The organism is Methylobacterium litchii (assembly GCF_038442315.1).
Lineage (GTDB): Bacteria > Pseudomonadota > Alphaproteobacteria > Rhizobiales > Beijerinckiaceae > Methylobacterium > Methylobacterium litchii.
Genome location: NZ_JBBXMY010000001.1, coordinates 881,268 through 907,873, shown reverse-complemented (window position 1 = coordinate 907,873; position 26,606 = coordinate 881,268). Strand labels below are relative to the sequence as shown.

Below are 26,606 nucleotides of genomic sequence, written 5' to 3'. Positions count from 1 at the left end.
GTTGATTCCTCATTCGGCCGCCAGAGGCATCCGTGCACCCTCCGCGGCGGCCTCCGGCAACCCGCGACCTTTCACCAACGCGTAGACGGCCGGAATCACGACGAGGGTCAGCACGGTCGAGGACACCATCCCGCCGATCATCGGCACGGCGATGCGCTGCATGACCTCGGAGCCCGAACCGGTGCTCCAGAGGATGGGCAGGAGACCCGCCATGATGGCGACCACCGTCATCATCTTGGGCCGCACCCGCTCGACGGCGCCGACCATGATGGCCTGCCGCAGGTCCTCGCGCGTGAGGGGGCGTCCCTCACGCCGGCACCCTGCCCGGACCTCGTCGAGGGCGTGGTCGAGGTAGACCAGCATGATCACGCCGGTCTCGGCTGCGACGCCGGCGAGCGCGATGAAGCCGACCGCCACCGCCACCGACATGTTGAAGCCCATCCACCACATCAGCCAGACGCCGCCGACGAGCGCGAACGGCAGCGAGAGCATGACGATGAGGGTCTCGGTCAGACGGCGGAAGTTCAGGTAGAGGAGCAGGAACACGACGAGCAGCGTCAGCGGCACAACGATCCTGAGGCGGGCTTCGGCGCGCTCCAGGTACTCGTACTGCCCGCTCCACTGCAGGGTCGTGCCCTGGGGCAACCTGACCTCCCTGTCGACCGCGGCCCGCGCGTCGGCCACGTAGCCGCCGAGGTCGCGCCCCGTGAGGTCGACGAAGATGTAGACCGCGAGCTGGCCGTTCTCGGTCCGGATCGAGGTCGGCCCCCGGGTGAGCTCGACCTTCGCGACCTCACCGAGCGGCACCGTCCCGCCGGCCGGCAGCGGCACCTGCACCTCGTCGGCGATGGCCCGCGGGTCGGAGCGGAAGGCGCGCGGGTAGCGCACGTTGACGGTGTAGCGCTCGCGGCCCTCGACCGTGTTGGTGACGCTCTGCCCGCCGAGAGCCGAGGCGACCACGTCCTGGACGTCGCCCACCATGAGCCCGTAGCGGCCGAGCGCCTCCCGGTCGGGCGTGATGTCGAGGAAGTACCCGCCGATGACCCGCTCCGCGTAGGCACTCGACGTGCCCGGCACGTCGCGCACCACCGCCTCGACCTGACGGGCGACCTTCTCCATGGCGCCGAGGTCGGTGCCGAGCACCTTGATGCCGACCGGGGTCCGGATGCCGGTCGAAAGCATGTCGATGCGGGCGCGGATCGGCTGCGTCCAAGCATTCGAGACGCCCGGGAACTGCAGCGCCCGGTCCATCTCCGCCTTGAGGCTCGCGAGCGTCACGCCCGGGCGCCACTCGGCCTTCGGCTTGAGGCTGATGATGGTCTCGGCCATCTCCATCGGCGCCGGGTCGGTCGCGGTGCTGGCGCGCCCGGCCTTGCCGTAGACCGAGGCGACCTCCGCGAAGGACTTGATGATCCGGTCCTGGGTCGCCAGCAACTCGCCCGCCTTCGTCACCGAGATGCCGGGCAGGGTCGTCGGCATGTACATCAGCGTCCCCTCGTCGAGTTCCGGCATGAACTCCGAGCCGAGCTGGCGCGCCGGCCAGACGGTGACCGCCAGGACGCCGAGGGCGAGCAGGATCGTGGGCAACCGCGCCCGCAGTACGCCCGCGATGACCGGGCGATAGAGCCAGATCAGGAGCCGGTTCACCGGGTTGCGATGCTCCGGGACGATCCGTCCGCGCACGAACAACACCATCAGCGCCGGCACCAGGGTCACCGACAGGAGCGCCGCCGCCGCCATGGCGAAGGTCTTGGTGAGCGCGAGCGGCCCGAACAGGCGCCCCTCCTCGCCCTCCAGGGTGAAGATGGGCAGGAAGCTCACGGTGATGATGAGGAGTGAGAAGAACAGCGAGGGGCCGACCTCGCCCGCCGCCTCGACCAAGATCTCGACCCGCGGCTTGTCCGGCGGCGCCCGCTCCAGGTGCTTGTGGGCGTTCTCGATCATCACGATGGCCGCGTCGATCATGGCGCCGACCGCGATGGCGATGCCGCCGAGCGACATGATGTTGGCGCCCAGCCCCAGCGCCTTCATCCCGGCGAACGCCATCAGGATGCCGACGGGCAGCATCAGGATGGCGACCAGCGCGCTTCGGACGTGTAGGAGGAACACGATGCATACGAGGGAGACGACGACGCTCTCCTCGACAAGCGTGTGCCGCAGCGTCTCGATGGCCGCGTCGATGAGTTGCGAGCGGTCGTAGACCGGCAGGATCTCGGTGCCGGCCGGCAGGCTTTTCGCCACCTCCGCGAGCTTCGCCTTCGCGTTCTCGATGACGGTCAGGGCGTTCGCGCCGAACCGCTGCAGGACGATGCCGCCGGCGACCTCGCCGTCACCATTCATCTCGGTGATGCCCCGCCGCTCGTCAGGCCCGAGTTCGACCCGGGCGACGTCCCGCACCCGCAGGGGAGCACCACCGGTGGTCTTCAGGACGATGTTGTCGATGTCGGCCACGCTCCGCAGGTAGCCGCGTCCGCGCACTATGAACTCGAACTCGGAGAGCTCGACCGTGCGGCCGCCGACGTCGGCGTTGCTCGCCCGGATCGCGTCCCGGAGCTTGTTGAGCGAGATCCCCTGCGCCCGTAGGCGGTTCGGGTCGACCACGACGTTGTACTGCTTGACGAAGCCGCCGACGCCCGCGACCTCGGCCACGCCCTCGGCCCGCGACGCCCCGAAACGGACCACCCAGTCCTGGAGGGAGCGCAATTCCGCGAGCGTGCGCTCCTTGGCCACGACCACGTACTGGTAGACCCAGCCGACGCCGGTGGCGTCCGGACCGAGGGTCGGGGTCACGCCCGCCGGCAAGCGGCTGGCGGCCGCGTTGAGGTACTCCAGCACTCGACTACGGCCCCAGTAGGGATCGGTGCCGTCCTCGAAGATCACGTAGACGAAGCTGACCCCGAAGAACGAGAAGCCGCGCACCACCTTCGCCTTCGGGACCGTCAGCATGGCGGTCGTGAGAGGATAGGTGACCTGATCCTCGACCACCTGCGGGGCCTGGCCCGGGTACTCGGTGTAGACGATGGCCTGCACGTCCGAGAGGTCGGGGATGGCGTCGAGCGGCAGCGTTCGCAGCGCCATGACGCCAGCGGCCACGGCGAACACGGTGCCGACCAGCACCAGGACGAGGTTGCGGGCCGACCAGCCGATGAGGCGCGCGATCATGGCTTGCCCTCAAGGTTCGAGGCCTGCCGGTCGCTCGCCTTCGGGGCGGACATGGACTGAAGCGCCGCCTTCAGGTTGCTCTCGGCGTCGATCAGGAAGTTCGCCGCCGTGACGACCCGGTCGCCGGCGTCGACGCCCTCGCGGACCTCGACGTAGCCCGTGCCGCGAACCCCGACCTTGACCTCGCGGGGCTCGAAGCGCCCCCCGCCCCTGTCGAGCAGCACCACCTGCCGTGCACCTGTGTCGATGACCGCGTCGTCGGGCACCGCCACGACGGGCTTGCCCGCCCCCGTGGCGATCTCGACCTCGGCGTACATGTCCGGCAGGAGCGCGCCGTCCGGATTCGGCAGCTCGATGCGCACCCGCGTGGCCCGGGTGTCCGGGTTTACCTGCGGATAGATCACCCCGACCTTGCCGGAGAAGGTCCGGCCCGGGGCCGAACGCAGGCGCACGGTCACGGCCTGTCCGGCGCGAACCCCGGCCAGGTCGCGCTCGGGCACGTCGGCCAGCACCCACATGACCGAGATGTCGCCGATCCGGAACAGGGTGTCGCCGGCCGCGGCCTTCATGCCCTCGACGGCCGAGCGCTGCAGCACCAAGCCGTCCCGGGCCGACGACCAAGTGATGGCCATCGGCACCTTCCGGGTGCGCTCCATGTCGTCGATGACGGCCTCGGAGACGTTGAGGTTCTGCAGGCGTCGCCGAGCTCCGTCGAAGCCGGGGTTGGCGATGAGCTGCGCGGCGGCGGAATTGATGTCGGGGGAGTAGACGTGGACCAGCGGCTGGCCCTTGCGGACGCGGTCGCCGGTGGTGACGTCCTCGACATGGTCGACGTACGCGTCCGACCGGGTCGCGATGACCGTCACGCGCCGCTCGTCGAGGGCGACGGTACCGGGCACGCGCACCGGCTGCGCCACCACCCGCCGCTCCACGGTTTCGGTTCGGACGCCGGTCCGCTGGACCTTGCCGGGGGAGACCGTCACGACGTTGCCGCCCTCGTCCTCGCCCGCGTAGACGGGGATGTAGTCCATCCCCATCGAATCCTTTTTCGGGGTCGCCGAGGTGTCCGGCAGGCCCATCGGGTTGCGGTAGTAGAGCACCTTGCGCGTGCCCCGGTCGGGCTTTCCGGCCGCCGCCGTTCCAGGCGCCGCCATGCCGTGCCCGGTCACGTCGTGGCCGGCCATGTCGGGGGATGTCGTCTCGCTCCCTTGTGCCTGGTCGAAGCGCACGTCCTCGCTGGCCCGAACCGCCCGGAAGTCGTGCCCCTCCGCAGTCGTTCTCGGCGACGCGGAGTAGACCGGCTTCCCATCCGGATCCTGGTAGTAGACCACCGGACCCGTGACCTTCGGCGGCGCCGGTGCCTGCGGACCCGGCATGCCGGTCGGCAGCCAGTGGGCGAACTCGGTCCGTGCGCGCTCGACGAGGACCGGAACGGGGCTGCCATCGCGCCCCGCCCAGTACCCGGTGCCCCCCGCCGCCAACGCGGCGAGGATCCCGGCGAGCCATGCCGAGCGGCTCACTTGACCGCCTGGAAGACGAGCCTGTCCTCGACGGTGCCGGTTTCGCCCTGGACCTTCGCCCCCAGCGAGAGCCGCCAGCCCCCGGCCATCGTGAGCTTCGCCTTGAAGCGGTAGATGCCAGGCTCCGTCGACGGGACCTGCTCGATCGTCGAGGTCATCTCGTCCATGCTGTCGGGCGCCATGTCGATGCGCTTGGCGAAGATCACCGCGTCCGGAACGGGCTTGCCGGTGCGCTTGTCCATGAGGCGCACCGAGAGGATGGTCTCGCCGACCTTCGCCTCCGTCCGGGTCGGCTCGAAGGCGTAGTCCTTGATGCCGGCGAGCGCCGGCAGGGCCGGGACCGACAGCGCGGCGCCGAGCAGCGCGGCACCGAGGGCGCGCGCGAAGGGGTACGTGGTCACGGATTTCGTCTCCTGAACGCGATGGATGGCCACGCGCGGACGCGCGGCGTCGTGCCGGCGTTCACGCCGGCGGCATCGGGCTCAGGCTCGGGGGGGCTCAGGTAGGGGGCGGCCGGACAGGCTGGCGAAGGACGCCGCATCGGGCCACACCCGGCTCGTCCGCGTCGCCACCGGGGCCGGGACGGACGCCGCGGTCGGCAGGAGGGAGGCGACGCTGGCGAGGCAGAGCGCCAAAAGCGGACAGCCGGCCTTGGCGCAGTCGGGCTTCGCCACCTTCCCGGGCGGGCAGCACGGCATGTCGGCCATGTCCGCGTCGCCCACGTCCATCCCCTCCATCTCGGCATGGGCAATGGCCGAGGTCGCCTCAGGCGCGGCTTGCGCCATGATGAACGCGCGCATCCCCGCGGCGGCCGCGGGCGCGGCCACCGGCGTCAGGGCGAGGCTGAGTACCGCCAGGAGCGGCAACAGTCGCCGAAGGGCGATCAAGAACGTCACGCAGGTACGATGCCAGCTTTTCGATCCGGGCGGAAGGCCAGTGTCACGGGAGACGGCGCGTCTCAAGTCTTGAGGGTCAAGGTTTCGTTCCGTCGGGCGGTCGATCCGCCGACCGACCTCGCCGGGCGGGCGTCTCGGCGACCCGTTTCTCGTGAGCCCGCCGGACCGCGCCATGGCGCGTCCGGCCTGCCGTGCCATGGCCGTCCCCGAACGGCAGGCAGAGGCCGGATCGAGGCCGCTACCCATGGAAGCCGCATCGACACCGTCGGTCCCCTGGCAAGCCCGCGGACATGGGGTGGCCGTCTGCCGGGCGCGCAATCTGGAAGGCGGTCAACAGGGGAATGGTCGCGTGCATCGCAGGCGTGAGCCGGTCGTCGCCCTCGGGCTGTTGCGCTGGCCGCCCATCGCAAGGGCGCAGGTTCCGGGCTCCCGGCATCCGCGCGCGTGCTGTCCGGGCATCTGGGAAACCTACCGCACACTTGGCCCTCCGCGCGGTAGGCGGTGCAGGGCGGCGCGCCAAACCTCACCCCGTACAACCCCAATCGGCCGGTCCGGCGGTTCGGACCCCGCGGGAGGTTCAGAAGTGCTGGGCGGGGGGTGCCGACCGGGCGGCGGCAGGGCGACGGGGCACCGCGCTGATCGATCCGGTCGTCAGGCCGACGTCCGGAGCTTCGACCTGAGGCGTTTCGGTCCGTTGCGATTGATGCGTCTGGGGCAGAAAACGGGGTGGGACGTTGTCCATCCATCCCGCGAGCGCGTAACCCGGCAGTCCGGCGAGCATGGCGATTCCTGCAAAGGCGGGGATGATCTTGCTTTTCATGGCGGAACCCGTTGATCTGACGAGAAGCTTGCCGCTCCTTGTCTTTAAGTCCGGATGTCTTGGACGTACCGTTACAGCGCGCTGCGAACCTTTGTGGGGTTGGGCCGGGGTCGCCCGGCGCGGCGCCTCGCTCACCGGGGGGATGATCCTGCAAGCGATTGTGGGATGCGCGGCGGCCGCATTGCCTCGCGCGGCCGGGCGGGTGGGAGGGTCATGCCCGTCGTCGTGCCGGATCCCATCCGCGGCGATACCGCAGCGAGGCCCGTGACATGAAGCGTCGGCCGGCGACAGGCCCCCAAACCGTCGCGTCGCCCCTTGAACCCCGGCAGGCGATCCGGAGGATGTTCCGAACCGGCTCGCTACCAGCGAAGGAGGCGCGGTCCCAGGAGCGCTCCGACGAGCGTGCACATCGCGATCGTCCCCCCGTACCAGACGGCGACGAACGGTACGGTATCGTCCATGCAGTGCAGTGAATAGCCGAGCGCGCTCACGGCTCCCGCGGAGAGGCCGACCAGGGCACCCGCCCGCACGAGATCCGTCGGCGCTCCGAACCGTCGAACCGCCCAGGTGACGACGGCGAACGGCACGACGGCGATCACGGGGATCGAGATGAGGCATTCGAGCCAGGTGTGACCGGATACCATGCCGTGCCAATGTTCGGTCGGCGCCATCAAAAGGCTCACGCACGCCAGCGCCGCGACCACGAGGAACGGCAAGGCGGCGACCCCGAGATGGACGCGGCTCTCGCCGCCGGGCCTGACCGCCCTGACGAGATACCGGAGCGCGAGACTCCCGACCGCGGCCGCGAACGAGAACTTGAACGCGAGGAACAGGAGCGGCCGGACCTCGGTCAGGCCGGGACGCAGGCCCAGAAACGCCAGCGCCAGGCACAGCGCGGCCGTCGCGCCGACCGCGACCGCCAGCGCGAGCCGGCGGGTCATCCAGGGGGCCCCGACCGGTTCGCGCTCGAAGCTGGCGCCCAGCAGGCCGATGAGTTCGTCGGTCTTCATCTCGCCTTGCCTCCCACGAGATTGGCCAGGGTCTTCAGGCCGCGGTGGACGCTCACCTTGATCGCGGTCTCGGACATCCCGGCACGTTCGGCCGCCTCGGCGGCGCTCAGGCCCTCGACCTTCGTCGAGAGGATCGCGTTCCTCATCTTGGGCGGTAGGTGCGCCAGGAGGCGCTCGACGTCGAGCGAGCTCTCCGCCGCGACATGATCGTCGCGAGCCACCAGCACGCCGGCATCCTCGACCGGGACGTCGGCCGCGGCCGTACGCGTACGCCGAAAATGGTCGATGAGCTTGTAGCGGGCGATGGCGTGGATCCACGGCGTCACCGGTTGCGTGACGTCATAGGTGTGCCGCCGCACATGGATCACCATCAGCGTCTCCTGGACGAGATCCTCCGCCTCGGTGTCGGTACGGCCGGAGCGAGCCAGCTTGCCTTTGTAATACGCGCGTAGGTGCGACCCGAGCCGCCCCAGGAAGCGCCGGTAGTCGGCCGCGCTGCCCGCAAGGCTGGCGATGAGCAGCGCGCGCAGTTCCTCTTCCACCTGCAGCACCGGGACTAGGCGGGCCGGTTCGTAGCCGCTGAGCGGATGTCAGAGATACGTCGCATGTTCCGCCACCCCACCGTGTCCTCACGACCGCAGCACCATCCTGTAGGAGCGTGTCGTACGGCGATCTGCGCCCTGAGGCTCGTCGGCCGAAAGCGACGTATGATCGGCCGCGCCGCTCGGAGAACAATCCGCAAGCGGCCGCCGAAACGTTACAGCGCTCGCGGCATGCCCGGGAGCGTAGGCATGTGCCGCGCATAATTGCCAAGCCTATGCCCCGATCTTAGACCCAGCCGTACCCGACGCCACGGGCCGGGCGGGAAGCCTCCGGAGCCTCGCCGCCGGCGCTCTCCCTTCGCATGGACAGGCTTGCCGAGAGCGCCGCGGAGAGGGCGGTCTCCGATCCGGGGAAGACGGCGGGCTCGGCCCGGGGCCGGCGTTCGGCGCCATCGCTTTTCCCCTCACCGCGGGCGGTCCGGGCAAGAAGCCGGCCCGTCCCGCCATCGACGTTTTCCTAGGAGTACGATCATGATCGAGGTGATCCCGAACTGGCATCCGGTCGCGGTCCATTTCACGGTCGCCCTCCTCATCACGGCCAGCGTCCTCTTCGCCGCGGGGACCCTGTTCAGGAAAGCGGCATCGGGAGGCGCGCTCACGGCCGCCGCCCGATGGAACCTCGCGATCGGCGCGGCAGTCACGGTCGCGACCCTCGCCACGGGTTGGTCGGCGTACAACACGGTCGATCACGACGCGCCCTCGCACGCGAACATGACCGTCCACCTTCGCTGGGCCGTCGCCACCGCGCTCGTGTTCCTCGCCGCCGCCGGCGTCGCCTGGCTGGAGCGCCGGAAGGTCGCAGGCGCGGGCGTCCTGCTGCTGGTGCTCCTCGCCGGAGGTTCCGGGGCCCTCGTGGTCACGGGCTGGCTCGGCGGCGAGAACGTCTACCGTTACGGCCTGGGCGTCATGGCGCTCCCGAGATCGGGCGACCACGTCCACCCCGCAAGCGGCGGCCATCCCCATGAGCACGGCCACGACCACGAGACCGCGGACGCCCCAAAGACGCCCGATGCCGCCGCGGGCAAGGTAGTGACGCGCCCGGCGCCGGACGCCCCCTCCACACCGCACGAACACGCTCATTGACGGACGGGCCGCGGTGATACCCGTCCCGGGTACCCCCAAGCGCCCGTCGCATGAACGCGGCGGGGGTCCTGGCACCGGTGTGGCGGTCAATCCGCCGAGTGCGGCTTCGCCGTCGACACCGGCATGTGGCGAACTTCCAACACGCTGAGTTTGTGGGACATCGGTCGAGCACCACGGATTGCAGCTTCCACCCCGGCGTGAGAATGTCCGCGAAGATTAGGCAGGGGCCCTGATCAGTGAATGTCGTGCGCGCATTGCTGCTTGCCGTACTCGCCTTGGCCTTGGCCATCGCGCCGGCAGCGCCGTGCACCATGGGCCGGCAGTCGATGGCTCACCGCCACATAGCAGCCGCCGCGGCGACGCCTCTCGCGCACGCCGCCGGCGCCTTGGGCGGCCAGAACGAGCCGGACGAGGCTGGGATACGGGGGACTTCCCTCGCCGTGCCGGCGGCGGCCGCCGACGAAGGATGCCCCGGCCATCGGCATCGCCCCAAGCATCCTCCCTGCCCGGCGACCTGCTGCCCGCTCGCGTGCCAAGCCGCGCTTCCCACCCTGCCATGGGCGAGCATCACCCTGGAATTTCATCCGTCCGAGCGGGTCCTGATCGTCCAGGTGGACGGGGCCGTCGACGCGCATCCGCTACGGATCGAGCGGCCGCCGAGGCGCCAAGCGTGACGCGCGGGCGGATCTAGCGCCCGCCCCCGGCCGCTCCGAAGGGACGGCCTCGCACACCCACAACGAGCCGACGCCTTCGCTGGGCGCGACGCCGTCGCCGCTCGGCCCGCGGCCCGTGCAACGCCTGGGACTGCCTTCGGCCGTCCGCCTCAATTCGGGAAATCCAAGATGTTCAAGCTGCCGAGACCGGCCGCGCTCGCGGCGGTCCTGCCGCTCGCCGGCTGCTTGCCCGCCGCCGTTCCCGCCGGGCTCGTCCTGCCCTCGGAGCCGGACATCCCGGTCCGGCCGCCCCGCTACGCCAAGGTGACGCAGGGCGTGAAGGATTTCGGCGTCGTCGACCCTAAGGATTGGCGCGAGCTCAATCGTCAGGTCGCGCCGAAGGCCGGGTCCGGCGGGATGGGGGGCATGCCGGGCATGGACGGGATGCCCGGCATGGGCGGCAAGCGCGATTCGGGGGGGCGGTGATGGCCCGTCGCTGTAACCAAACGGGCGGCGGCGCCGGACTACCGGACATGAGTGGCACGACGACCGCGCCGGGACACGCCGGTACGACCGCGCGACCGCCGGACGAGGCCGTCCGGGGGCGGTTCGTGCGCGTGGCCGCGAGCGTTACCGGCCTCGGCCTCGCCTTGGGGGGCTGCGCGAGCTTCTCGCCGGACGCGGGCCTCTCCGTCGCAGGCGGCTACGCAGCGTTGGAACTGCGCAAGGACATCGTGAAGGCGGACGACCAGGGCGTCGCGCCGAGCGCGGACGCGCGCGTGGACGCGTTGCTGCGCCGTCCCCTGACCGCCGACGGCGCGGTGCAGGTCGCACTCCTGAGGAACCGGGGCTTGCAGGCCGCCTTCAACGACCTCGGCGTCTCCGAGGCGCAGTACGTGCAGGCCACGCTGCCGCCCTCGCCGCGCCTCTCGATCACGCAGTGGGGATTGGGGTTCAACACGGAGATCGAGCGCGCCGTCGCCGCCAGCGTGCTGGAGTTGGCGACGCTCCCGGTGCGCGCCGAGATCGCGCGGCAGCGGTTCACGGCCGACCAGTACAACGCGGCGGAGCAGGTCCTGCGGCTCGGGGGCGAGGCGCGCCGGCAATTCTACCGGACCGTGGCGGCCAACCAGGCGACCGCCTTCCTCGAACAGGCGCTGGCCGGCGCGGAATCCGCCTCGACGCTGGCCAAGCAGCTGGGCGAGACGGGCGCGCTGAACAAGCTGGAGCAGGCGCGCGAGCACGCCTTCTACAGCGAGTTGGGCGCGCAGCTCGCCAAGGCGCGGGTGCAGCAACGCGCCGAACGGGAGCGGCTCACCCGACTGCTCGGTCTCTGGGGGCGGGACATCGATTTCCGCCTGCCTAACGGCCTGCCGCCCCTGCCTGGGAGGCTCGTCGACGGGCACGCCATCGAGGCCGAGGCGATGAGCAAGCGGGCCGACGTGCAGGCCGCCCGCTTCGAGCTGCAATCGCTCGTGGGGCAGTTCGGGCTGAACCAGGCCAGCGGCTTCGTCAGCGTCTTCGATGCGGGCTTCGCGAACCGGTTCTCGCGGTCGAGGACCGCGGGGGGCGAGGGCGGTGCCCCGAAGGTCGACAAGGCCAGCCTGAACGGGTTCTCGGCGGATCTCGTCATCCCGATCTACGACTTCGGGGCCACCGCTGTCCGGGGGGCGCAGGAAAGCTACATCGCCAGCGCCAACCGCCTGGCGGAGCGCGCGGTCAACGCCCGCTCCGAGGTGCGCGAGGCGTACCAGCGCTATCGCGGCCAGTACGACATCACCCGGCATTACCAGACGAGCGTCCTGCCCCTGCGGCGGACGATCCAGGACCAGGCGCTGCTCCAGTACAGCGGCATGCTGCTGGACGTCACGACGCTGATCGTCGACGCCCGGGCCAGGATCCTCAGCAACATCCAGGCGATCGAGGCGCAGCGCGACTTCTGGATCGCGGCGACCGACCTCAAGGCGGCGACTGTCGGCGGCGGTTTCTCGGGGGGCAACTTCGGCGGCGAGGCCGCCGGGGGCACCCCGGGGACGAGCCTCGCCGTCGCGACGCCCGGCGGCTGAGATCCGGACCCCGGACCGCCCATGACATTCGGAGGGAAACCATGACAGACATTTCGCGCAGGGGGATCCTGGGTGCGGGCGGCCTCGTGCTCGCCGGCACCTCCATGATCAGCGGGCGCGTCCAGGCCGCCGGGCTTCCGGAAGCCCCGATCATGGACAAGGCGACCATGCAGCCCCCGCTCTATCCGACGAGCGGGCCGGACTACCAGCCGGTGGTGACGCTCAACGGCTGGACGCTGCCGTGGCGCATGCGCGGCGACTGGAAGGAGTTCCACCTCATCGCCGAGCCGGTCGTGCGCGAGATGGCGCCCGGCATGGACGCGCGGCTCTGGGGCTACAACGGCCAGTCGCCGGGACCGACCATCGAGGCGGTCGAGGGCGACAAGGTCCGCATCTTCGTCACCAACCGCCTGCCGGAGGCGACCGCCGTGCACTGGCACGGGCAGACGCTGCCCAACGGCATGGACGGGGTCGCCGGCCTGACCCAACCCGGCATCCCGCCGGGCAAGACGTTCGTCTACGAGTTCATCCTCCGGCGCTCCGGCACCTTCATGTACCACCCGCACTCGGACGAGATGGTCCAGATGGCGATGGGCATGATGGGCTTCTTCGTCGTGCATCCGCGCGATCCGGCCGAGCGGCGGGTCGACCGCGACTTCGTCTGGCTGCTGAACGCCTACGACATCGAGGCCGGGTCCTATGTGCCCAAGGTCAACACGATGCTCAACATGAACATGTGGTGCTTCAACAGCCGGGTGTGGCCGGGCATCGATCCGATGGTCGCGCGCCAGGGCGACAAGGTCCGGATGCGCTTCGGCAACCTGACCATGACCAACCACCCGATCCACGTCCACGGCGTCGACTTCAAGGTCACCGGCACGGACGGCGGCTGGATCAACGAAAACTATCAGTTGCCGGAGGTGTCGGTCGACGTCGCGGTCGGGCAGATGCGGGCCATCGAGTTCAACGCCGACAACCCGGGCGACTGGGCGATCCACTGCCACAAGTCGCACCACACCATGAACGCCATGGGCCACAACGTGCGGACCTACATCGGCGTGAACCTGAAGAGCACGGCCAAGCAGATCCAGAAGATCGCCCCAGGTTACATGCCGATGGGTTCGACGGGCGGTGGCATGATGTCCGAGATGGAGATGCCGCTGCCCGAGAACACGCTGCCCATGATGACCGGCGCGGGCCCGTTCGGGTCGGTCGAGATGGGCGGGATGTTCACGGTCCTGAAGGTCCGTCCGGGACTGGCGGCCGACGATTACCGCGACCCCGGTTGGTACAGGCATCCGGAAGGCACCCTCGCATACGAGTGGACCGGCGAGCCGATGCCGGAGCCGGCCCGCGCCCCGGACACCCCGAAGGCCCGGCGCGCCCGGCAGACCGACCTGCGGGTCGTCGATCCGCGGACGCGCCGCACGGCCTCGAACGCGGGCGGCCACGAGCACTAGGCGGACGCCCACAACGCGCCAGACGGCCTGCCGGAATCGCCACGAGCGAGGCAGGCGAACCCGTTCGGAACGGGAGCGATCCCGTCCGAAGTCCGCCGCGCCGGTCGCCGATCCCCTCAACGGCGCCGGCGTGGCGGTTCAATCGACCTGAGGAGAAGAAACCATGAGAAGCAAGTTCCCGCTCGCCGTCCTTTCGGCGGCCTTCCTGGCGGTCGCGGCGCCTGCATGGGCGCAGTCCGTGAAGGGGACGGTGACGAAGGTAGACCCGGCCGCGGGCAAGGTCACGCTCGACCACGCGGCGATCCCGAAGCTCGACATGGATGCGATGACGATGGCGTACCCCGTCAAGGATCCCGCGATGCTCAAGGATCTGAAGGCCGGCGACAAGGTCGATTTCGACGTCGCGGAGGCCGGCGGCGCGTACACCGTCACGAAGATCCAGAAGACGAAGTAGCGCCCTGGAGGGAAGCCCCGTGCGGCTTCCGCCCGGTCCCGCGCGAGGGCTTCGGAGCCCTGAGATGGAGCAACCATGCGACGCCTGATCCTGTCCACCGCGCTCGCGGCCGCGCTCGTCGCCCCGATCCCGCAGCACGCCGGCGCGCAGCCCGCCAAGGGCGCGCCCGCAGCCCTGGAGCGGGCGCGCGAAACGATGTCGAACCGTTTCCGGGACACGAAGCTGACCGGCGACCCGGACCGGGACTTCGCGGAGCTGCTGATCGCCAGCTACGAGGAGACGTTGTTCCTGGCCAAGACGCAGCTCGACTACGGCGGTGACCGGCAGCTGCGCGAGCTCGCGCAGAAGATCCAGGACGAGCAGCAGGCCAAGATCGACGCCCTGAAGCAGTGGCAGGTCCGCAGCCGCGAGGCCGGCTACCGGCCGCAGCCGAACCAGACGCCGTCGGGCGAGGGACCGTTGGACCGTCGAGCGAAGGGCGACCCGGCCCAGGGTCAGCCGGAAACGCCCCCCGCGGAGAAGGCGGCCCCGCAGCCGGTTCCGCAGGCGACGCCGTCGAACGCCCCGCTCGTCGCCGGAACCGTCAAGAAGGTCGACGACGCCGCGGGCAAGGTGACCCTCGACCACGAGACCATCCCGAACATCGGGATGGACGCGATGACGATGGCCTACAAGGTCCAGGACCCGGCCATGCTCAAGGGCCTGAGGCCCGGCGAGCGGGTGCGGTTCTCGGCCGACCGCGTGAACGGTTCGATCGCCGTCACCCGCATCCAGAAAGCCAAGTAGTGGGATACGGCCGGAACGTCCCACGCCCGGCGGCACCTCGCGCCCTGGGCGTCCTCCTCGGCCTCGCCGCCGTTGCCGGCGCCGGGGCGGCCGCGGCGGAGGGCACCGCGGGACCATCCGCGACGGCCACGGCCCCCGGGAACGCCAAGGCCCGCGGTCGCACCGCCTATGGCGAACTCCTCATGCGGGAGGCGACGGCACGCGGGGTCCCGCCCGCGCTCGCCGAGGCGGTCGCGTTCGTCGAGAGCGGCTACGACGCCGGGGCGGTCGGAACGGTCGGCGAACTCGGGTTGATGCAGGTCCGGCCGGCCACGGCGGCGATGCTCGGTCATCGCGGGCCGGCCGCGGAACTTCTCGACCCTGCCACGAACATCCGCTTCGGCGTCGCCTACCTCGCACGGGCCTGGAGCCTCGCGGGCGGCGATGTCTGCCGTGCCCTGGCCAAGTATCGTGCCGGCCACGGCGAGGAGCGCATGACGCCGCACTCCGTCGATCACTGCCGGCGCGCCCACGACCGGCTGGCCGCCATGGGGTCGCCGCTCGCGGCGGTCGCGGCGACGGCCGGTCCCGGCATCCCGCGGACATCCGCATCGAAAACCCGCGCGGCGCCGACGGCCGTCATGTTCCTCGCGAACCGGTTCTGGGCCGCGCACGTCGCGCGCGTCCGGGCCGTCGAGATCCGGACCGCCCGGATCATGGAGGGCGGCTGATGCGGCCCGAATGGGCGGCGCTCCCGCCGCTCCCCTGGGTGCGCCGGAAGGCGCCGGTCACCCGTGCGCGTCGACGCATGGCCGCCCTGGTGCGCCGGCGGCGAATGGAGGGAGGCTCGGCATGACGTTCAAGCCTTACCCGCACGCGCGCGGCGACGGCTCCCTCGGCGATGGCTTGGCGATGCTGCGCGCCAGGGTGGCCCGGCGCATCGCCCTGGGCCCCTACTCCAGGCGGGTCTCGATAGGTTTTGGGCGGAACCTGTCGGTCGCCATCGAACCGCCGGTCGCCAAAATCCCGGTGCGATTGCGCGACTTCCGGCCGGACGACCTCGCGGCCCTCTTCCCCTCCGGCGGCGACGAGGCGGCGAAACGCGAACGCGATGACGTCGAGTGGCGATTGCGTGCCGCCGCGCACGGCGTCCTGCCGAGCCGCTGCTACGTGCTCGAAGAGGTCAGGTCGGGCCGCCCGTGCCACGTCCAGTGGCTCACCGACCCGGGTTACGGCGACGCGGTCCGTCGGTCCGGGGCCCTGCCGGTTCTGGCAGCCGACGAGGCCATGCTGGAGAACGCCTTCACGCCGAAGGGCTTCCGCGGCCTGGGCGCCATGGCCGCCGCCGTGTACCTGATCGCCGAACGCGCCCGGTCACTGGGCAAGGGACACTTGGTGGCCTTCGTCGACGCCGACAACGCCGCCTCCCTCAAGGCGGTCGAACGGGCGGGCTTCAGACCCTGTTCGATCCGCACGAGACGCCAGTTCGCCTTCGGGACGTTCCGAACCGTCCGATTCGAACCGCGGGCGGGGGCCGTGGGTCGCGGCGCGCGCGCCACGCTGCGGGACGAGGGCTACGGCGCTCACCCAGGGGACGGCATCCAGTCGGAGGTGGACGCACGAGAGGCGGAGCCGCCGGATGCCGACTGAGCCCATCAATCACGCCGGGCCGCGAAGCGCGCCCTCCCCTCCCGGACATTCGGACCGATCCGCCCCGTGACGGCAATCGAAGCCATCCACGCCCTCGCCCACAGGCTCACGGGCCTCGACTACCCACACGGCCACTGGTGGATCGTCGCCGATGCCCTCCTCGTCTTCGTCGTGGCGCCTGTGTGGACCGCGTGGCTCGTCGGCCGCGCCGCGCTGCGCCGCCGTCGGCGGACGGCGGATGCTGTCGCCGCGGCGGGAGCCACCGATGCCCTGCGGGACGCCCCGTCCCGTGGCCGTCGGCATCGCGGCTTCGCGCTCCGGCCGGGACGGCGCCTGGAGGCATACGTCCTGGGTGCCACGGCGGGCATCCAGGTCCGCTTGGTCTTCCTGTCTCTCGCCACGCTGCCGGCCGCCTGGCTGACCCTTGAGATACCCAAGCACATCGTCAACCACACGCTCGACGACGCGCGGGGCGACGGGCATCCCGGCATGACGTTCCTGGGACTCCCCCTCGGCCGCACGGAACTCCTGTTCGCCCTGTGCGCCGGCTACCTCGCCGTCCTCACCGTGAACGGCCTCCTGAAGTACGCGGCGAACCGGGTCCGCGGACGCGTCAACGAGCGGGTCGTGCGACGCCTGCGCCTGGCCGTCCTGCGGCGCGTGCGGACGGAGCGCTCGGTCGAACGCCGCACGACGCTCTCCGCCGTGGCGGTCCAGGAAGTCGAGCCCATCGGCTACTTCGGCGGCAGCCTCGTCGCGGTCCCCATCGTGCAGGGGGGCGTGCTGGTCACGAGCGTCGCCTTCCTCCTGCTCCAGGACGTCGCCCTTGCCTTCGCCGCGCTGATCATGCTGCCGGTGCAGCTTACGGTCCTGCCGCGCCTCCAAAGGCGTCTGAACGCGAAGGTCCGGCAGCGCGTCCTCGCCACGCGGACGCTGGGCGCCCTCGTCACCACGCCCGAGGTCGCCGGGCGTCCGGGCCTCGCCCCTTCCGCGGCGGAGCGCGATGCATCCGCCTCGTCGTTGCGGCGCCACATGGCGCACGTCGAGGAGCTTGAGCGGCTCCGCGTCGCCATCAACGACATGAAGGGCGGCATCAAGAGCCTGTACAATTACACGTCCAACCTCACGCCGTTCTTCTTCTTCCTGATCGGCGGCTATCTCGTCGTGCAAGGCCGCCTCACGCTCGGCGCCCTGGTGGCGGCGCTCGCGGCCTACAAGGAGATCGCGCCCGCCCTCAGGGAGCTGTTCGATTTCGCCCAGGATTGGTCGGACGCGGCGGCGCGCTTCGCCGAGGTCACGCGGGCCGTCGACCTTCCGGCTGCCGTTCAGCCAGGCATCACGAGGTCGGTTTCGGCACGGGAGGCGGCCTAGCCGACGGGCGCCCAACCTGTGCCGTTCCCCGACCGCGGCCTCCCCCCGCTCCGCCTCCCGGGGCCCGCACCATACGAGGTCCTGGCGCGGCCGCCCCCGGTAGCGAAGGCGACCGCGGCCCTCGGGGCTCCACCGTCGGTGCTTCCGGCCACGGCGACGTCGCGTGCCCTAAGGCCGTCCGGCGCGGCTCGGCCGGCGGCGATGCGAGCACGCTCCGGATCACACCGGCGTTCGAGCCGAGCGAAGCGGTCGCGGGGCCGGGTCGGTCGCGGCGTCCAGACTCATCCGGGTGCGCCGACGTGCCTCGACGGAACTAGGAGTGGGGCGATGAGGATCGGGGAGGTGGCACGCGCCTGCGGGATCTCGCCCAAGATGATCCGCTACTACGTGCGGACGGGCCTGATCCCGACACCGACCCGGTCGGTGTCGGGCCTTCGGGTTTACGCCGAGGACGAGGTGCGCAGGCTGCGGTTCGTGCACGCGCGGCATCCGTCGATAGTCGCGCCGCCGCTGGCTGCCATGGGGCGCGCGTGCGCCACGTTCACAATCCTACGATTCTGGGCAGGTTTCTGGCTGCTGCGCCGGCAGTGTTTTTGTCCTTAGCGCGCCAGACTGGGACGCTTTGCATCAGGCGACCCGCACGGCGTTCGGATGGGTTTGCGCAAGCCGACCTCGGTTTTGGCGCAGCGCCACTCACCGGGTGGGCGTGATGGAGCTAAACAGTATGGCTGCTCAGCCCTTGCAGCAGCTCGCCGGTTCATTTCGTTCCTGAGCTTCCTGGATCGGCGGGCACGGGACATCGCCGTACGAGCAGAATACACAGCAATCGCCCTTCTTCGGGCGGAGCAGAGTGCCGCAGCCAGGGCATTCGTAGAAGAACTGGCAGGCGTCGGTCGGCATCGTTTCCGAAGCCCGGTGCCCACAATGCGGACAGGTCAGGATCGAGATCAGCTTCATCAGGCTGTCCGCAGCATCTTGATCAGGGCGGGCTCAAAGTAGCTCCCGGCCGCAGCGGCGGCGATGAACAGCGTGGCGAGGCTGAGAAGCACCAGGGGGGCGGATGACCGACGCGGAGCTGGGCATGATCCATCCGGCCCGCAAGCAGCCCGTCGCCGCCGCGCGTAGAAGAACCAGCCGGCGATGACCGCCAGGACGCTGACGAGCATCAGCGGCGTGCGAAGAGAGGCGAGCACGCCGAGGACCGTGAAGACCCCAGCACCGATCCCGAGGCCGCCCAAGACTATGGGCAGCACGCAGCACGACGATGCCGCCAGGGCACCGAGCCCCGTGATGGCGCCGAGCGCAGCGATGCTGCCAACGCTGACCGCGGCCGGTTCGTGGACGGGTCGTTCGGCAGGCGGTGTCTGATCGAGGGTCATGTCTCGTATCCATCGTGATCCTCGGCTACCCTGCATCCTGTAGCCACTACAGGATCAAGGGCGATCTTCATGGGTACGGCTAAGGGGGCGCGAAGCGGGGCCCTGACCATCGGTCAATTGTCGCTGCGGACCGGCGTCAACATCGAGAACATCCGGTACTTCGAGAAGGTCGGCCTACTCCCTTCGCCCCCGCGCACCGAGGGTGGCCATCGGTCCTACGGCGTCGAGCACGAGCGCACCCTGGCCTTCATCCGTCGCGGACGCGAACTTGGCTTCACGCCGAACGAGGTTCGGGCGCTGCTCGAACTGCGTCGGCCTGGTAAGGCAACCTGCCGCGAGGGACAGGGGATCGCGAGGCACCACCTTGACCGGGTGCGTGCGAAGATCGCGGACCTGTCAAGGCTCGAACGTCTCCTGGCCGAAACCATCGAGCAGTGCCCCGGTGGGGCGGCTCCTGGATGCCCGGTGCTCGATATGATCGACCCCGCCGAGTGAGCTTCGGAGCACCCATCCGACGCCTGCATCCTCGGTAGACCCAGAGGCCCCCACCGTCGGTCCGCTCCGGCCGCGAACCAGAGCGGTTACAGGAAGCGGTCCTGGCATTCGGTTGCTTCAAACCTCGAATGTTCGGAAGTCCCAATCACGGCTGAGCCCGGCCCTCCCGAAATATCATGTCGTCTTCCTGATCGAATGTCGACGACGATGCGCTCCGGGGCCGGGCTCCCTGCTTCGCTTCCGGCCTTGTGGGACGCCGGCTCCGGGTAGCGCGGTGGCCCTCATCCTCGCAGCAGGCATGGTCCGAGAGGACCTCGATGACACGGCACTCGCCGACCCGGCCTTGGCCGCACGCGTCGGTCATGCGGGCGAGCTCGCCCTTCAGGGCCATGAGCCGCTCGATGCGGCGCTCGACCTCGGCCATGTGACGCCGGGCGATCTTGTCGACCTCGGCGCAGGAGCGGTCGGGCTGGGCGGCCAGCGCCAGTAACTCACGGATGGCGTCCACCTCGAAGCCGAGCTCGCGCGCGTGGCGGATGAAGGCCAGGCGCTCGATGTCAGCCCGCCCATAGCGGCGGCGGCCGCCTTCCGTCCGCGGCGGCGGCGGCATCAAGTCGGCCGTCTCGTAGTAGCGGATGGTCGTGGCGAGCACGCCGGTACGCCGCGACAGCTCGCCTATCGACAGCTCCATTTTTCCGCTTGCTCCTCTAGTCGCTGGAGGAAGTAGGCAGTCGTCCACGACTTGGAAAGGAGGCGTCATGGCCAAGGAGTGCTGCGGCTCGACCGTTGGCTGTCAGGCATCGAGGGCGGAACGTGCGCATCCGGCGGCGCCGCCGCAGGTCGTCGCGGGGGGCGATTGCGGCACGGGGGATGCCTGCGGCTGCTCTGGGGGCGTGCCCGTCTTCGACGGGGTCGACCCGCGCTACAAGCGCGTGCTGTGGACGGTCATCGCCGTCAACGGCGCCATGTTCCTGACCGAGATGGCCGCCGGGCACCTTGCCGGCTCGCAGGCGCTCCAGGCCGACGCCCTCGACTTCCTGGGCGACACGGTCACCTACGGCCTGAGCCTCGCGGTCATCGGAGCGTCCCTCAGGGCTCGGGCCACGGCGGCGCTCGCCAAGGGGCTGTCCCTCAGCGTGATGGCAGTCTGGGTCTTTGGCTCGACTGCCTACCACGTCCTGGTGCTCGGGGTGCCCAAGGCCGAGGTCATGGGCGTCATCGGGCTGATGGCCCTGGCAGCCAACCTCGGCTCGGTACTGCTGCTGCGCCCCTACAAGGACGGCGACGCCAACGTGCGCTCGGTCTGGCTGTGCTCGCGCAACGACGCCATCGGCAACGTCGTGGTGATGGTGGCTGCGCTCGGTGTCTGGGGTTCCGCGTCGGCCTGGCCCGACCTCGCCGTCGCGGCGGTGATGGCCGGCATCTTCCTGACCTCGTCGGTGCAGATCCTGCGGCAGGCCTGGGCGGAGTATCGCGAAGGCGCCGTCACGACGCGAACCGCGGCGTCCGGATAAGGCGCGCACCGATCCGCGTACAGACCAAGACGGATACAGGGACGACCATGACATCACACGACGCACGCGCAGGACATGATCACGGATCGCATGACCACGACGGCGAGGCGGGTCACGACCATGCCGGGCATTCCCATGGGCCAGGGCACAGCCATGCCCCCGCAAGCTTCGGGACGGCATTCGCCATCGGCATCGCGCTCAACGTCGGCTTCGTGGCCGTCGAGGCGACCTACGGGGTCCTGGCGAACTCGGTGGCCCTGCTCGCCGATGCCGGCCACAACCTCTCGGACGTGCTCGGCCTCATCGTGGCCTGGATCGCGACGGTGCTGGCCAGGCGGGCCCCGAGCGCGCGGTTTACCTATGGGATGAAGGCCTCGTCGATCCTGGCGGCCCTTTTCAACGCCGTGTTCCTGCTGGTCGCCGTCGGCGCCATCGCGTGGGAGGCGATCCAGAGGTTCGGTGAGCCCGTCCCGGTCGCAGGCAAGACCGTGATGGTCGTGGCCGCAATCGGCATCCTGGTGAACGGCATCACCGCGTGGCTGTTCGCCTCCGGGGCCAAGGGCGACATCAACATCCGCGGGGCGTTCCTGCACATGGCGGCCGACGCCGCCGTCTCGGCCGGGGTGGTCATCGCCGGCCTCGTCATCCTCTACACCGGATGGACGTGGCTCGATCCGGTGGTGAGCCTCGCCATCGTGGCCGTCATCGTCTGGAGCACGTGGGGGCTCCTGCGAGACAGTCTTACGCTGTCCCTCGCCGCCGTCCCGCCGGGCATCGACCCGGTCGCCGTACGCCGCCACCTCGAAGGGCTGCCCGGCGTCGCGGCCCTGCACGACCTGCACATCTGGGCGATGAGCACCACGGACACCTGCCTCACGGCGCACCTCCTCATGCCCGGCGGCCGTCCCGACGACGCCTTCCTGATGGCGGCGGCCACCGGCATCAGGGAGCGGTTCGGCATCAGCCACACGACCCTCCAGGTGGAGACGAGCGAGGCCACCGCCTGCGCCCTGGCTCCGGACCACGTGGTCTGAGCGCGGCATGCAAGCCTGGTCCTATACCCTGATCCCCGCCGCGGCCGCCGTCGTCGGCGCGGCGGTGGCGGTCAACCTGCGGCCGGGCCCCGTCCTGGTCAGCGCCATCCAGCACTTCGCCGCGGGCGTCGTCTTCGCGGCGGCCGCGGGCGAGATCCTGCCCGACGTCAAGCATGCCGGATCGCCCTGGGCCATGCTGGTCGGGGGCGCGCTCGGCGTCGCCGCGATGCTCCTCGTCCGTATCCTGGAGAAGCGGGTGAAGGGGCCGGCCGGGCTGATGTCGGTCACCGGCATCGACATCCTGGTGGACGGCCTCGTCCTCGGCATCGCCTTCGCGGCCGGGGCGAAGGCCGGCATCCTGCTCACCGTCGCGCTGACCATCGAGGTGCTGTTCCTGGGACTAACCGTGGCGAACGAACTCGGCGAGGGCGGCGCGTCGAAGGGCAAGGTGGTCGGCCTGACGGCCGCCCTCGTGCTGCTGCTCCCGCTCGGAGCCCTGCTCGGCGGGCCCGTCGGCTCGCTGCCCGCCGCCGTCCAGGCCGGCTTCCTCTCCTTCGGCCTGATCGCCTTGCTGTACCTCGTGACCGAGGAACTCCTCATCGAGGCGCACGAGACCGAGGACCGCCCCTGGGTGACGGCGATGTTCTTCGCGGGCTTCCTGCTGCTGCTCCTGCTCGACGGGATGATCGGCTAGGCTGTATCCGGAATGCTTGCCGCGGGCGAAACCAGGTCCCTCCCGGACGAGGCCCACATCCTGCTCGTCGAGGACGACGACGGCATGCGCGTGCTCGTCGGCCGCATCCTGCGGGAGAGCGGCTTCCGGGTCACGGGCTGCCGCGGCGGCGCCGAGATGTGGTCGCTCCTGCCCGACACGCCGGTTGACCTCGTCCTCCTCGACGTCATGCTGCCGGGCGCGTCCGGGTTCGACCTGCTCAGGGCCCTGCGGGCGAAGGGCACCGTCCCGGTCATCATGCTGAGCGCCCGCAACGAGGAGGCGGACCGGGTGCTCGGCCTGGAACTGGGCGCCGACGACTACGTCGCCAAGCCGTTCGGACGCCCAGAACTCCTCGCCCGGATCCGGGCGGTGCTCCGCCGGTCGGCGCTCGCGCCGGTGCCGAGCGCGGCGTCGCGGCCGGAATCCCTCGCCTTCGCCGGCTGGCGGCTCGACCTGCGCAGCCGCGCCCTGACCGATCCCGAAGGCGCCGCCGTCGACCTGTCGGGCGCCGAGCACGACCTGCTGCTGGTGTTCCTGGAACACCCGGGCCGGGTGCTCGGCCGCGAGCAGATCCTGGAGATGGGCCGCGGGCGCCTCTCCGCGCCGTCGGACCGCAGCGTCGACACCCTGGTCAGCCGGCTGCGGCGCAAGCTCGAACCGCCCGCGGGGACGGCCGCCGTCATCAAGACGGTGCGGGGCACCGGCTACATGCTGGCCGCCAAGGTCGAGCGGGCATGAGGGGCGTCCTCGGCCTCGCCCGCAGCCTGGAGGGGCGCACCGTCGTCGTCCTGCTCCTGGCCGTGCTCCTCGTCCATGGCGGCGCGCTGGCGATCTACCGCCTCTCGGCGGCGGCCGCCGCCGACGAGGCCTTCGCCACCGAGGTCGCCCGCCAACTCGTCATCGCGCGCGAGGCCGTGTCGCGGCGCCCGCCGGAGGAGCGGGCTGACGAGGCCGAGGCCCTCTCGTCGAACCATTTCGAGATCGGCTGGGACGCCCCAGCGCCGGCTCGCCCCCCGGGGGCGACCGATCCCGCGCTCCGGGACCTGCGCGACCGCCTCCTCGCCCTCGAACCGGTCCTCGGGGCGGGGCTCGCCCTGAACCTGGAGGCGCCGGACGAGCCGCTCCACCGGCAGGACCTGCGCGGGATCATCCCGCTTCCGGACGGGAGCGCGCTGACCTTCCGGTCCGCGCACGCCCCGAGCCTCGTCCCCGTCGCGCCCTGGGCCTCGCTCGCCACCGCCATGGCCATCCTCGTCGGGGTGGCCGCGGTCGTCTTGATGCATCGGATCGCCGGCCCCTTGCGGGAGCTGACCCGGGCCACCGGACGGATCGGCCACGGCGCCCCCGTCCGGGTTCCCGAGATTGGTCCCGACGAGACCCGAGGGATCGGCCGTGCCCTCAACGCGATGCAGGAGCGCATCCACCGGCTGGTCGGCGAGCGGACGCAGGCGCTCGCCGCCGTGTCCCACGACCTGCGAACGCCCATCACCCGGCTCCGCCTGCGCCTCGACCACGTCGAGGACCCGGCCGGGCGCCGCGCCATGGCCTCCGACCTCGACGACATGCAGGCGATGGTCGACGCGACGCTGGCCTACCTGGGGGGCGACGCCGACCCGGAGCCGCGGCAGGTCACCAACGTCGCGAGCATTTTGATGGGGGTCGCCGACGCCTCCGCGGATGCCGGCCGGGCGGTCGCATACGGAGGACCCGGCCGGGCCCTGGCGACGGTGCGCCCAGTCGCCTTCCGGCGGGCGCTGGAGAACCTCGTGGACAACGGCGTGCGCTACGGCGCGCGGGTGCGCATCGCCCTGGCGGCCGAAGAGACAGCGCTGGTCTTGCGCATCGACGACGACGGGCCCGGCATCCCGGCATGCGACGTCGCCTGCGCCTTCGAGCCCTTCACCCGCCTGGAGGGGTCGCGCAACCGAAACACCGGCGGGACCGGACTCGGCCTGACCATCGCGCGGCGGGCCGTGGAAGCGGAGGGAGGCACGCTCATCCTGACCACGAGGCCGGAGGGCGGATTGCGGGCCGAGATCCGCGTGCCCCGGGCTGGGCGCGGCGGCTGACACACTTCGTCACGAACGCGGCGTCCCGGAGACAAACGGCTTGGCTATCTCGGACTTCGAAGCGGCCGACGCGGTCGGCGCCGAACAGGAGACCGACAGATGAAGCGCACGCTCGCCGCCGTCCTCGCCGCCGGGATGCTGGCCGCGGCCACGGGGTCCGCCTTCGCCGTGGACAGCCACGGCAATGCCTCGAACCCCGAGCGCGCCGTCCCGAACACCGGTGGCGTGTCGGGCGGCCCGGCCCATCGCGACGACCCGCGCGTCAGCGAGGCCCGTGAGAAGCGGCCCGACGGCAAGCCGGCGCATTCGGACAACGACGGGCATGCCCACGGGCACAGCCACGACAAGCCCGGCAAGAAGTGAGCTCGCCGGGCAGGCCGCGGGGGCGGGAGGCGCGGACATGCGGATGCTGCCCCTGCTCGTCGTCTTCGCGCTCCTGGCCGCGGTGATCGGCTACGCGCTCGCTGAGCCTGCTCGGCACGTCGTTCACGATGCGCCGACCCCTCGCGCGTCGTGATGCGCCCGCACCGGCGCGAGCCGGTGCGGGCGACCTCTTCTCGACGCCAGGCGGCGACCTCAGTCGTCGAAGTCGTGATGGTGATGGTGCCGCTCGAACCGGCCCGGCCCGTAATCCTCGCGGCGCGGGTGATGGTGCCGGACCACGACGTCGTCATGGTTGCCGTGGCGGTAGACATCGACATGGTCGTGCGGCCGCCGCTCGCCGTAGCCGTAGCCGCGCTCGTAATACTGGGCCGAGGCCGCGGCCGGCGCGAGGAGGATGGCCGCCGCCATCAAGCCTGCTAGGTGCCGTCGCATCGCTGTCTCCTCCGGGGATTCCTATTGCGGCGGTTTGCGCGGCGGCCGTTGAACAGGTTCTGAGACCGTCGTTCAGGAAGCCGTCACCCCAGGTTCGCCGACGTCCTCGAAATGCGAGGGGCCGGGCCGGACGTCGCTGCCCCCGGCCCGGCCCCGTCGCGATGTCAGCCGCTCAGTGGCGGTGCTCTTCCACGACGGTCTTCTCGTGATGGTCGTCATGATGTTCGTGCACGACCGGCCGGTCGCGATGGTTCTCCTCGACGGTGGTGTGCGTATGGTCGACATCGCGGCGGTGGCCGTCGCCGTGAACCCCGACTCCGCCGGGGCCGACGTCCACGTGCTGGGCGAGCGCACCGACCGGCGCGAGGGCCAGGGCGGCCGCGGCGGCGGCGGCGAACATGATCTTCATCCAAGGATCTCCATGTTTCGCGGTCGGCCGGGAATGCGGCCCCCCGCGAAACCGTTCCCGGATTTTCCTCGCCCGGTATTCGTCTCGGCCGAGCGAGAAACGGCTTGGCCGCTTTCGCGTCGTGACCGCGGCTGACCTTGCATGGCGGCCACAAAATCTGTTCAGACCGGGTTCAAGAGGCCAGGACGATGCCTTGTCCGATCCGGGATAAATCGCGCATAAGGCCGGAGATGGGTTCAGGACGCGGGCATAGCCGCAGGTGGGCGGCACGGGGATGGTGGGCGTTCGCCGCACGCCTGCTCGCGCTCGCCCTGTCCCTCGTCGCGCCCGCCGCCGGCCTCGCCGCCGACGTCGCGTACCACGATGGCGGCGGCAGGCACGTCACGGAGATCGCGAGCATTGAGGCCGCGCCCGACACCGGCGCGACCGACCCCGGCATGGCCTGCCACCTCCATTGTGGCTGCCACCAGGCGGCACCCGCCGTGGCGGACTTCTCGGAGCCGGTCTTCGGGGTCGCCCGGCTGGCCTATGCGCATTTGAGCCAGACGGTTTCCTCCGTCTCGCCGGACCGCCTGCCGAGGCCCCCCCGCGCCTGAGGTGACGCCGCAGAGGCGCGTCCCGAACCCGGAGCCCGCGCTCCGGGCCACTCCTCACGCCACAGAA

31 protein-coding genes are annotated in these 26,606 nt (G+C 70.8%); 19 read left to right on the top strand and 12 right to left on the bottom strand.

The window, feature by feature from the left end; all coding sequences use genetic code 11:
• Positions 1-9: 9 nt before the first annotated feature.
• From AAHF99_RS04655 to AAHF99_RS04625, 7 genes are all read right to left on the bottom strand, one after another.
• Complete coding sequence (locus AAHF99_RS04655) at positions 10-3,162, bottom strand: efflux RND transporter permease subunit (protein WP_050735110.1); 3,153 nt, start codon at positions 3,160-3,162, stop codon at positions 10-12.
• Positions 3,159-4,682 (bottom strand): efflux RND transporter periplasmic adaptor subunit, encoded by a 1,524-nt coding sequence (locus AAHF99_RS04650; RefSeq protein WP_050735109.1) that lies wholly within the window; start codon positions 4,680-4,682, stop codon positions 3,159-3,161. Before AAHF99_RS04650 ends, AAHF99_RS04655 begins: the two co-directional genes overlap by 4 nt.
• Positions 4,679-5,083: a FixH family protein gene (locus AAHF99_RS04645; protein ID WP_050735155.1), complete on the bottom strand. Its 405-nt coding sequence runs from the start codon at positions 5,081-5,083 to the stop codon at positions 4,679-4,681. The genes AAHF99_RS04650 and AAHF99_RS04645 overlap by 4 nt, the downstream gene beginning before the upstream one ends.
• 81 nt (positions 5,084-5,164) lie before the next feature.
• A complete protein-coding gene (locus tag AAHF99_RS04640) occupies positions 5,165-5,578 on the bottom strand; it encodes a hypothetical protein (protein WP_050735108.1) in 414 nt (137 codons plus the stop codon).
• Between the two features lie 577 nt (positions 5,579-6,155).
• On the bottom strand, positions 6,156-6,398 hold the full coding sequence (locus tag AAHF99_RS04635) for a hypothetical protein (protein WP_039903393.1): 243 nt from the start codon (positions 6,396-6,398) through the stop codon (positions 6,156-6,158).
• A 359-nt stretch (positions 6,399-6,757) separates the two neighbouring features.
• Positions 6,758-7,408: an NrsF family protein gene (locus AAHF99_RS04630; protein ID WP_050735107.1), complete on the bottom strand. Its 651-nt coding sequence runs from the start codon at positions 7,406-7,408 to the stop codon at positions 6,758-6,760.
• The gene (locus tag AAHF99_RS04625; RefSeq protein WP_039903061.1) at positions 7,405-7,959 is read right to left on the bottom strand and encodes a sigma-70 family RNA polymerase sigma factor; all 555 of its coding nucleotides are present in this window, start codon (positions 7,957-7,959) and stop codon (positions 7,405-7,407) included. The genes AAHF99_RS04630 and AAHF99_RS04625 overlap by 4 nt, the downstream gene beginning before the upstream one ends.
• A gap of 522 nt (positions 7,960-8,481) precedes the next feature.
• Here AAHF99_RS04625 and AAHF99_RS04620 point away from each other — a divergent pair.
• The 11 genes from AAHF99_RS04620 (at position 8,482) to AAHF99_RS04570 (ending at position 18,115) form a co-directional block, all read left to right on the top strand.
• Positions 8,482-9,093: a DUF2231 domain-containing protein gene (locus AAHF99_RS04620; protein WP_050735106.1), complete on the top strand. Its 612-nt coding sequence runs from the start codon at positions 8,482-8,484 to the stop codon at positions 9,091-9,093.
• Positions 9,094-9,338: 245 nt separating this feature from the next.
• Positions 9,339-9,767 (top strand): hypothetical protein, encoded by a 429-nt coding sequence (locus tag AAHF99_RS04615; protein ID WP_238195257.1) that lies wholly within the window; start codon positions 9,339-9,341, stop codon positions 9,765-9,767.
• A gap of 168 nt (positions 9,768-9,935) precedes the next feature.
• Entirely contained in the window at positions 9,936-10,232 is a 297-nt protein-coding gene (locus AAHF99_RS04610; protein ID WP_050735104.1) for a hypothetical protein, read from the top strand.
• A 47-nt stretch (positions 10,233-10,279) separates the two neighbouring features.
• Complete coding sequence (locus tag AAHF99_RS04605) at positions 10,280-11,812, top strand: TolC family protein (protein ID WP_050735103.1); 1,533 nt, start codon at positions 10,280-10,282, stop codon at positions 11,810-11,812.
• Between the two features lie 41 nt (positions 11,813-11,853).
• Positions 11,854-13,272 carry a multicopper oxidase family protein gene (locus tag AAHF99_RS04600; RefSeq protein ID WP_342162836.1) on the top strand — a complete coding sequence of 473 codons (1,419 nt, stop codon included), beginning with the start codon at positions 11,854-11,856 and terminating at the stop codon, positions 13,270-13,272.
• A 163-nt stretch (positions 13,273-13,435) separates the two neighbouring features.
• Positions 13,436-13,726, top strand: coding sequence for a copper-binding protein (locus tag AAHF99_RS04595; RefSeq protein WP_050735102.1), 291 nt, complete (start codon positions 13,436-13,438; stop codon positions 13,724-13,726).
• A 75-nt stretch (positions 13,727-13,801) separates the two neighbouring features.
• A complete protein-coding gene (locus AAHF99_RS04590) occupies positions 13,802-14,512 on the top strand; it encodes a copper-binding protein (protein WP_342162835.1) in 711 nt (236 codons plus the stop codon).
• Positions 14,513-14,694: 182 nt separating this feature from the next.
• Complete coding sequence (locus AAHF99_RS04585) at positions 14,695-15,222, top strand: transglycosylase SLT domain-containing protein (protein WP_373320056.1); 528 nt, start codon at positions 14,695-14,697, stop codon at positions 15,220-15,222.
• 121 nt (positions 15,223-15,343) lie between these two features.
• Entirely contained in the window at positions 15,344-16,141 is a 798-nt protein-coding gene (locus tag AAHF99_RS04580; RefSeq protein ID WP_342162834.1) for a GNAT family N-acetyltransferase, read from the top strand.
• A gap of 66 nt (positions 16,142-16,207) precedes the next feature.
• Positions 16,208-17,512 (top strand): ABC transporter ATP-binding protein, encoded by a 1,305-nt coding sequence (locus AAHF99_RS04575; RefSeq protein WP_007563965.1) that lies wholly within the window; start codon positions 16,208-16,210, stop codon positions 17,510-17,512.
• Between the two features lie 201 nt (positions 17,513-17,713).
• Positions 17,714-18,115 (top strand): MerR family DNA-binding transcriptional regulator, encoded by a 402-nt coding sequence (locus tag AAHF99_RS04570; protein WP_308445189.1) that lies wholly within the window; start codon positions 17,714-17,716, stop codon positions 18,113-18,115.
• Between the two features lie 129 nt (positions 18,116-18,244).
• Here AAHF99_RS04570 and AAHF99_RS04565 read toward each other — a convergent pair whose 3' ends face one another.
• Together AAHF99_RS04565 and AAHF99_RS04560 are read right to left on the bottom strand one after the other, a co-directional pair.
• Positions 18,245-18,469 carry a GDCCVxC domain-containing (seleno)protein gene (locus AAHF99_RS04565; RefSeq protein ID WP_007563961.1) on the bottom strand — a complete coding sequence of 75 codons (225 nt, stop codon included), beginning with the start codon at positions 18,467-18,469 and terminating at the stop codon, positions 18,245-18,247.
• Positions 18,469-18,891 carry a hypothetical protein gene (locus AAHF99_RS04560; protein WP_007563959.1) on the bottom strand — a complete coding sequence of 141 codons (423 nt, stop codon included), beginning with the start codon at positions 18,889-18,891 and terminating at the stop codon, positions 18,469-18,471. Before AAHF99_RS04560 ends, AAHF99_RS04565 begins: the two co-directional genes overlap by 1 nt.
• A gap of 69 nt (positions 18,892-18,960) precedes the next feature.
• Here AAHF99_RS04560 and AAHF99_RS04555 point away from each other — a divergent pair, with 69 nt between their 5' ends.
• Positions 18,961-19,386, top strand: coding sequence for a MerR family transcriptional regulator (locus AAHF99_RS04555; RefSeq protein WP_007563956.1), 426 nt, complete (start codon positions 18,961-18,963; stop codon positions 19,384-19,386).
• 145 nt (positions 19,387-19,531) lie between these two features.
• On the opposite strand, the gene AAHF99_RS04550 is transcribed toward AAHF99_RS04555, so the two are convergent.
• A complete protein-coding gene (locus AAHF99_RS04550; RefSeq protein WP_007563954.1) occupies positions 19,532-20,077 on the bottom strand; it encodes a MerR family transcriptional regulator in 546 nt (181 codons plus the stop codon).
• 67 nt (positions 20,078-20,144) lie between these two features.
• On the opposite strand from AAHF99_RS04550, the gene AAHF99_RS04545 reads away from it, so the two are divergent.
• From AAHF99_RS04545 to AAHF99_RS04520, 6 genes are all read left to right on the top strand, one after another.
• The gene (locus tag AAHF99_RS04545; protein ID WP_050735098.1) at positions 20,145-20,900 is read left to right on the top strand and encodes a cation transporter; all 756 of its coding nucleotides are present in this window, start codon (positions 20,145-20,147) and stop codon (positions 20,898-20,900) included.
• A gap of 47 nt (positions 20,901-20,947) precedes the next feature.
• Positions 20,948-21,934, top strand: coding sequence for a cation diffusion facilitator family transporter (locus AAHF99_RS04540; RefSeq protein WP_050735097.1), 987 nt, complete (start codon positions 20,948-20,950; stop codon positions 21,932-21,934).
• Between the two features lie 7 nt (positions 21,935-21,941).
• Positions 21,942-22,628: a ZIP family metal transporter gene (locus tag AAHF99_RS04535; protein WP_007563950.1), complete on the top strand. Its 687-nt coding sequence runs from the start codon at positions 21,942-21,944 to the stop codon at positions 22,626-22,628.
• 12 nt (positions 22,629-22,640) lie between these two features.
• Positions 22,641-23,387: a response regulator transcription factor gene (locus AAHF99_RS04530; RefSeq protein ID WP_007563949.1), complete on the top strand. Its 747-nt coding sequence runs from the start codon at positions 22,641-22,643 to the stop codon at positions 23,385-23,387.
• Positions 23,384-24,718: an ATP-binding protein gene (locus AAHF99_RS04525; RefSeq protein ID WP_007563947.1), complete on the top strand. Its 1,335-nt coding sequence runs from the start codon at positions 23,384-23,386 to the stop codon at positions 24,716-24,718. Before AAHF99_RS04530 ends, AAHF99_RS04525 begins: the two co-directional genes overlap by 4 nt.
• 99 nt (positions 24,719-24,817) lie before the next feature.
• Positions 24,818-25,081, top strand: coding sequence for a hypothetical protein (locus AAHF99_RS04520; RefSeq protein WP_007563945.1), 264 nt, complete (start codon positions 24,818-24,820; stop codon positions 25,079-25,081).
• Positions 25,082-25,294: 213 nt separating this feature from the next.
• Here AAHF99_RS04520 and AAHF99_RS04515 read toward each other — a convergent pair whose 3' ends face one another.
• Positions 25,295-25,534 (bottom strand): hypothetical protein, encoded by a 240-nt coding sequence (locus AAHF99_RS04515; protein WP_007563942.1) that lies wholly within the window; start codon positions 25,532-25,534, stop codon positions 25,295-25,297.
• Positions 25,535-25,706: 172 nt separating this feature from the next.
• Positions 25,707-25,943: a hypothetical protein gene (locus AAHF99_RS04510; protein ID WP_007563940.1), complete on the bottom strand. Its 237-nt coding sequence runs from the start codon at positions 25,941-25,943 to the stop codon at positions 25,707-25,709.
• Positions 25,944-26,173: 230 nt separating this feature from the next.
• Between AAHF99_RS04510 and AAHF99_RS04505 the strand changes: the two genes are divergently transcribed.
• Complete coding sequence (locus AAHF99_RS04505) at positions 26,174-26,539, top strand: hypothetical protein (RefSeq protein WP_342162833.1); 366 nt, start codon at positions 26,174-26,176, stop codon at positions 26,537-26,539.
• Positions 26,540-26,606 lie beyond the last annotated feature (67 nt).

What these genes read in the sequence shown, in the direction of transcription:
- AAHF99_RS04610 (WP_050735104.1), top strand. Translation starts at nt 9,936, where the DNA reads ATGTTCAAGCTGCCGAGACCGGCCGCGCTCGCGGCGGTCCTGCCGCTC.
- AAHF99_RS04590 (WP_342162835.1), top strand. Translation starts at nt 13,802, where the DNA reads ATGCGACGCCTGATCCTGTCCACCGCGCTCGCGGCCGCGCTCGTCGCC.
- AAHF99_RS04620 (WP_050735106.1), top strand. Translation starts at nt 8,482, where the DNA reads ATGATCGAGGTGATCCCGAACTGGCATCCGGTCGCGGTCCATTTCACG.
- AAHF99_RS04580 (WP_342162834.1), top strand. Translation starts at nt 15,344, where the DNA reads ATGACGTTCAAGCCTTACCCGCACGCGCGCGGCGACGGCTCCCTCGGC.
- AAHF99_RS04595 (WP_050735102.1), top strand. Translation starts at nt 13,436, where the DNA reads ATGAGAAGCAAGTTCCCGCTCGCCGTCCTTTCGGCGGCCTTCCTGGCG.
- AAHF99_RS04530 (WP_007563949.1), top strand. Translation starts at nt 22,641, where the DNA reads ATGCTTGCCGCGGGCGAAACCAGGTCCCTCCCGGACGAGGCCCACATC.
- AAHF99_RS04525 (WP_007563947.1), top strand. Translation starts at nt 23,384, where the DNA reads ATGAGGGGCGTCCTCGGCCTCGCCCGCAGCCTGGAGGGGCGCACCGTC.
- AAHF99_RS04545 (WP_050735098.1), top strand. Translation starts at nt 20,145, where the DNA reads ATGGCCAAGGAGTGCTGCGGCTCGACCGTTGGCTGTCAGGCATCGAGG.
- AAHF99_RS04570 (WP_308445189.1), top strand. Translation starts at nt 17,714, where the DNA reads ATGCGAGCACGCTCCGGATCACACCGGCGTTCGAGCCGAGCGAAGCGG.
- AAHF99_RS04630 (WP_050735107.1), bottom strand. Translation starts at nt 7,408, where the DNA reads ATGAAGACCGACGAACTCATCGGCCTGCTGGGCGCCAGCTTCGAGCGC.
- AAHF99_RS04555 (WP_007563956.1), top strand. Translation starts at nt 18,961, where the DNA reads ATGGGTACGGCTAAGGGGGCGCGAAGCGGGGCCCTGACCATCGGTCAA.
- AAHF99_RS04540 (WP_050735097.1), top strand. Translation starts at nt 20,948, where the DNA reads ATGACATCACACGACGCACGCGCAGGACATGATCACGGATCGCATGAC.
- AAHF99_RS04605 (WP_050735103.1), top strand. Translation starts at nt 10,280, where the DNA reads ATGAGTGGCACGACGACCGCGCCGGGACACGCCGGTACGACCGCGCGA.
- AAHF99_RS04585 (WP_373320056.1), top strand. Translation starts at nt 14,695, where the DNA reads ATGCGGGAGGCGACGGCACGCGGGGTCCCGCCCGCGCTCGCCGAGGCG.
- AAHF99_RS04505 (WP_342162833.1), top strand. Translation starts at nt 26,174, where the DNA reads ATGGGTTCAGGACGCGGGCATAGCCGCAGGTGGGCGGCACGGGGATGG.
- AAHF99_RS04560 (WP_007563959.1), bottom strand. Translation starts at nt 18,891, where the DNA reads ATGACCCTCGATCAGACACCGCCTGCCGAACGACCCGTCCACGAACCG.
- AAHF99_RS04635 (WP_039903393.1), bottom strand. Translation starts at nt 6,398, where the DNA reads ATGAAAAGCAAGATCATCCCCGCCTTTGCAGGAATCGCCATGCTCGCC.
- AAHF99_RS04655 (WP_050735110.1), bottom strand. Translation starts at nt 3,162, where the DNA reads ATGATCGCGCGCCTCATCGGCTGGTCGGCCCGCAACCTCGTCCTGGTG.
- AAHF99_RS04510 (WP_007563940.1), bottom strand. Translation starts at nt 25,943, where the DNA reads ATGAAGATCATGTTCGCCGCCGCCGCCGCGGCCGCCCTGGCCCTCGCG.
- AAHF99_RS04565 (WP_007563961.1), bottom strand. Translation starts at nt 18,469, where the DNA reads ATGAAGCTGATCTCGATCCTGACCTGTCCGCATTGTGGGCACCGGGCT.
- AAHF99_RS04550 (WP_007563954.1), bottom strand. Translation starts at nt 20,077, where the DNA reads ATGGAGCTGTCGATAGGCGAGCTGTCGCGGCGTACCGGCGTGCTCGCC.
- AAHF99_RS04600 (WP_342162836.1), top strand. Translation starts at nt 11,854, where the DNA reads ATGACAGACATTTCGCGCAGGGGGATCCTGGGTGCGGGCGGCCTCGTG.
- AAHF99_RS04535 (WP_007563950.1), top strand. Translation starts at nt 21,942, where the DNA reads ATGCAAGCCTGGTCCTATACCCTGATCCCCGCCGCGGCCGCCGTCGTC.
- AAHF99_RS04520 (WP_007563945.1), top strand. Translation starts at nt 24,818, where the DNA reads ATGAAGCGCACGCTCGCCGCCGTCCTCGCCGCCGGGATGCTGGCCGCG.
- AAHF99_RS04515 (WP_007563942.1), bottom strand. Translation starts at nt 25,534, where the DNA reads ATGCGACGGCACCTAGCAGGCTTGATGGCGGCGGCCATCCTCCTCGCG.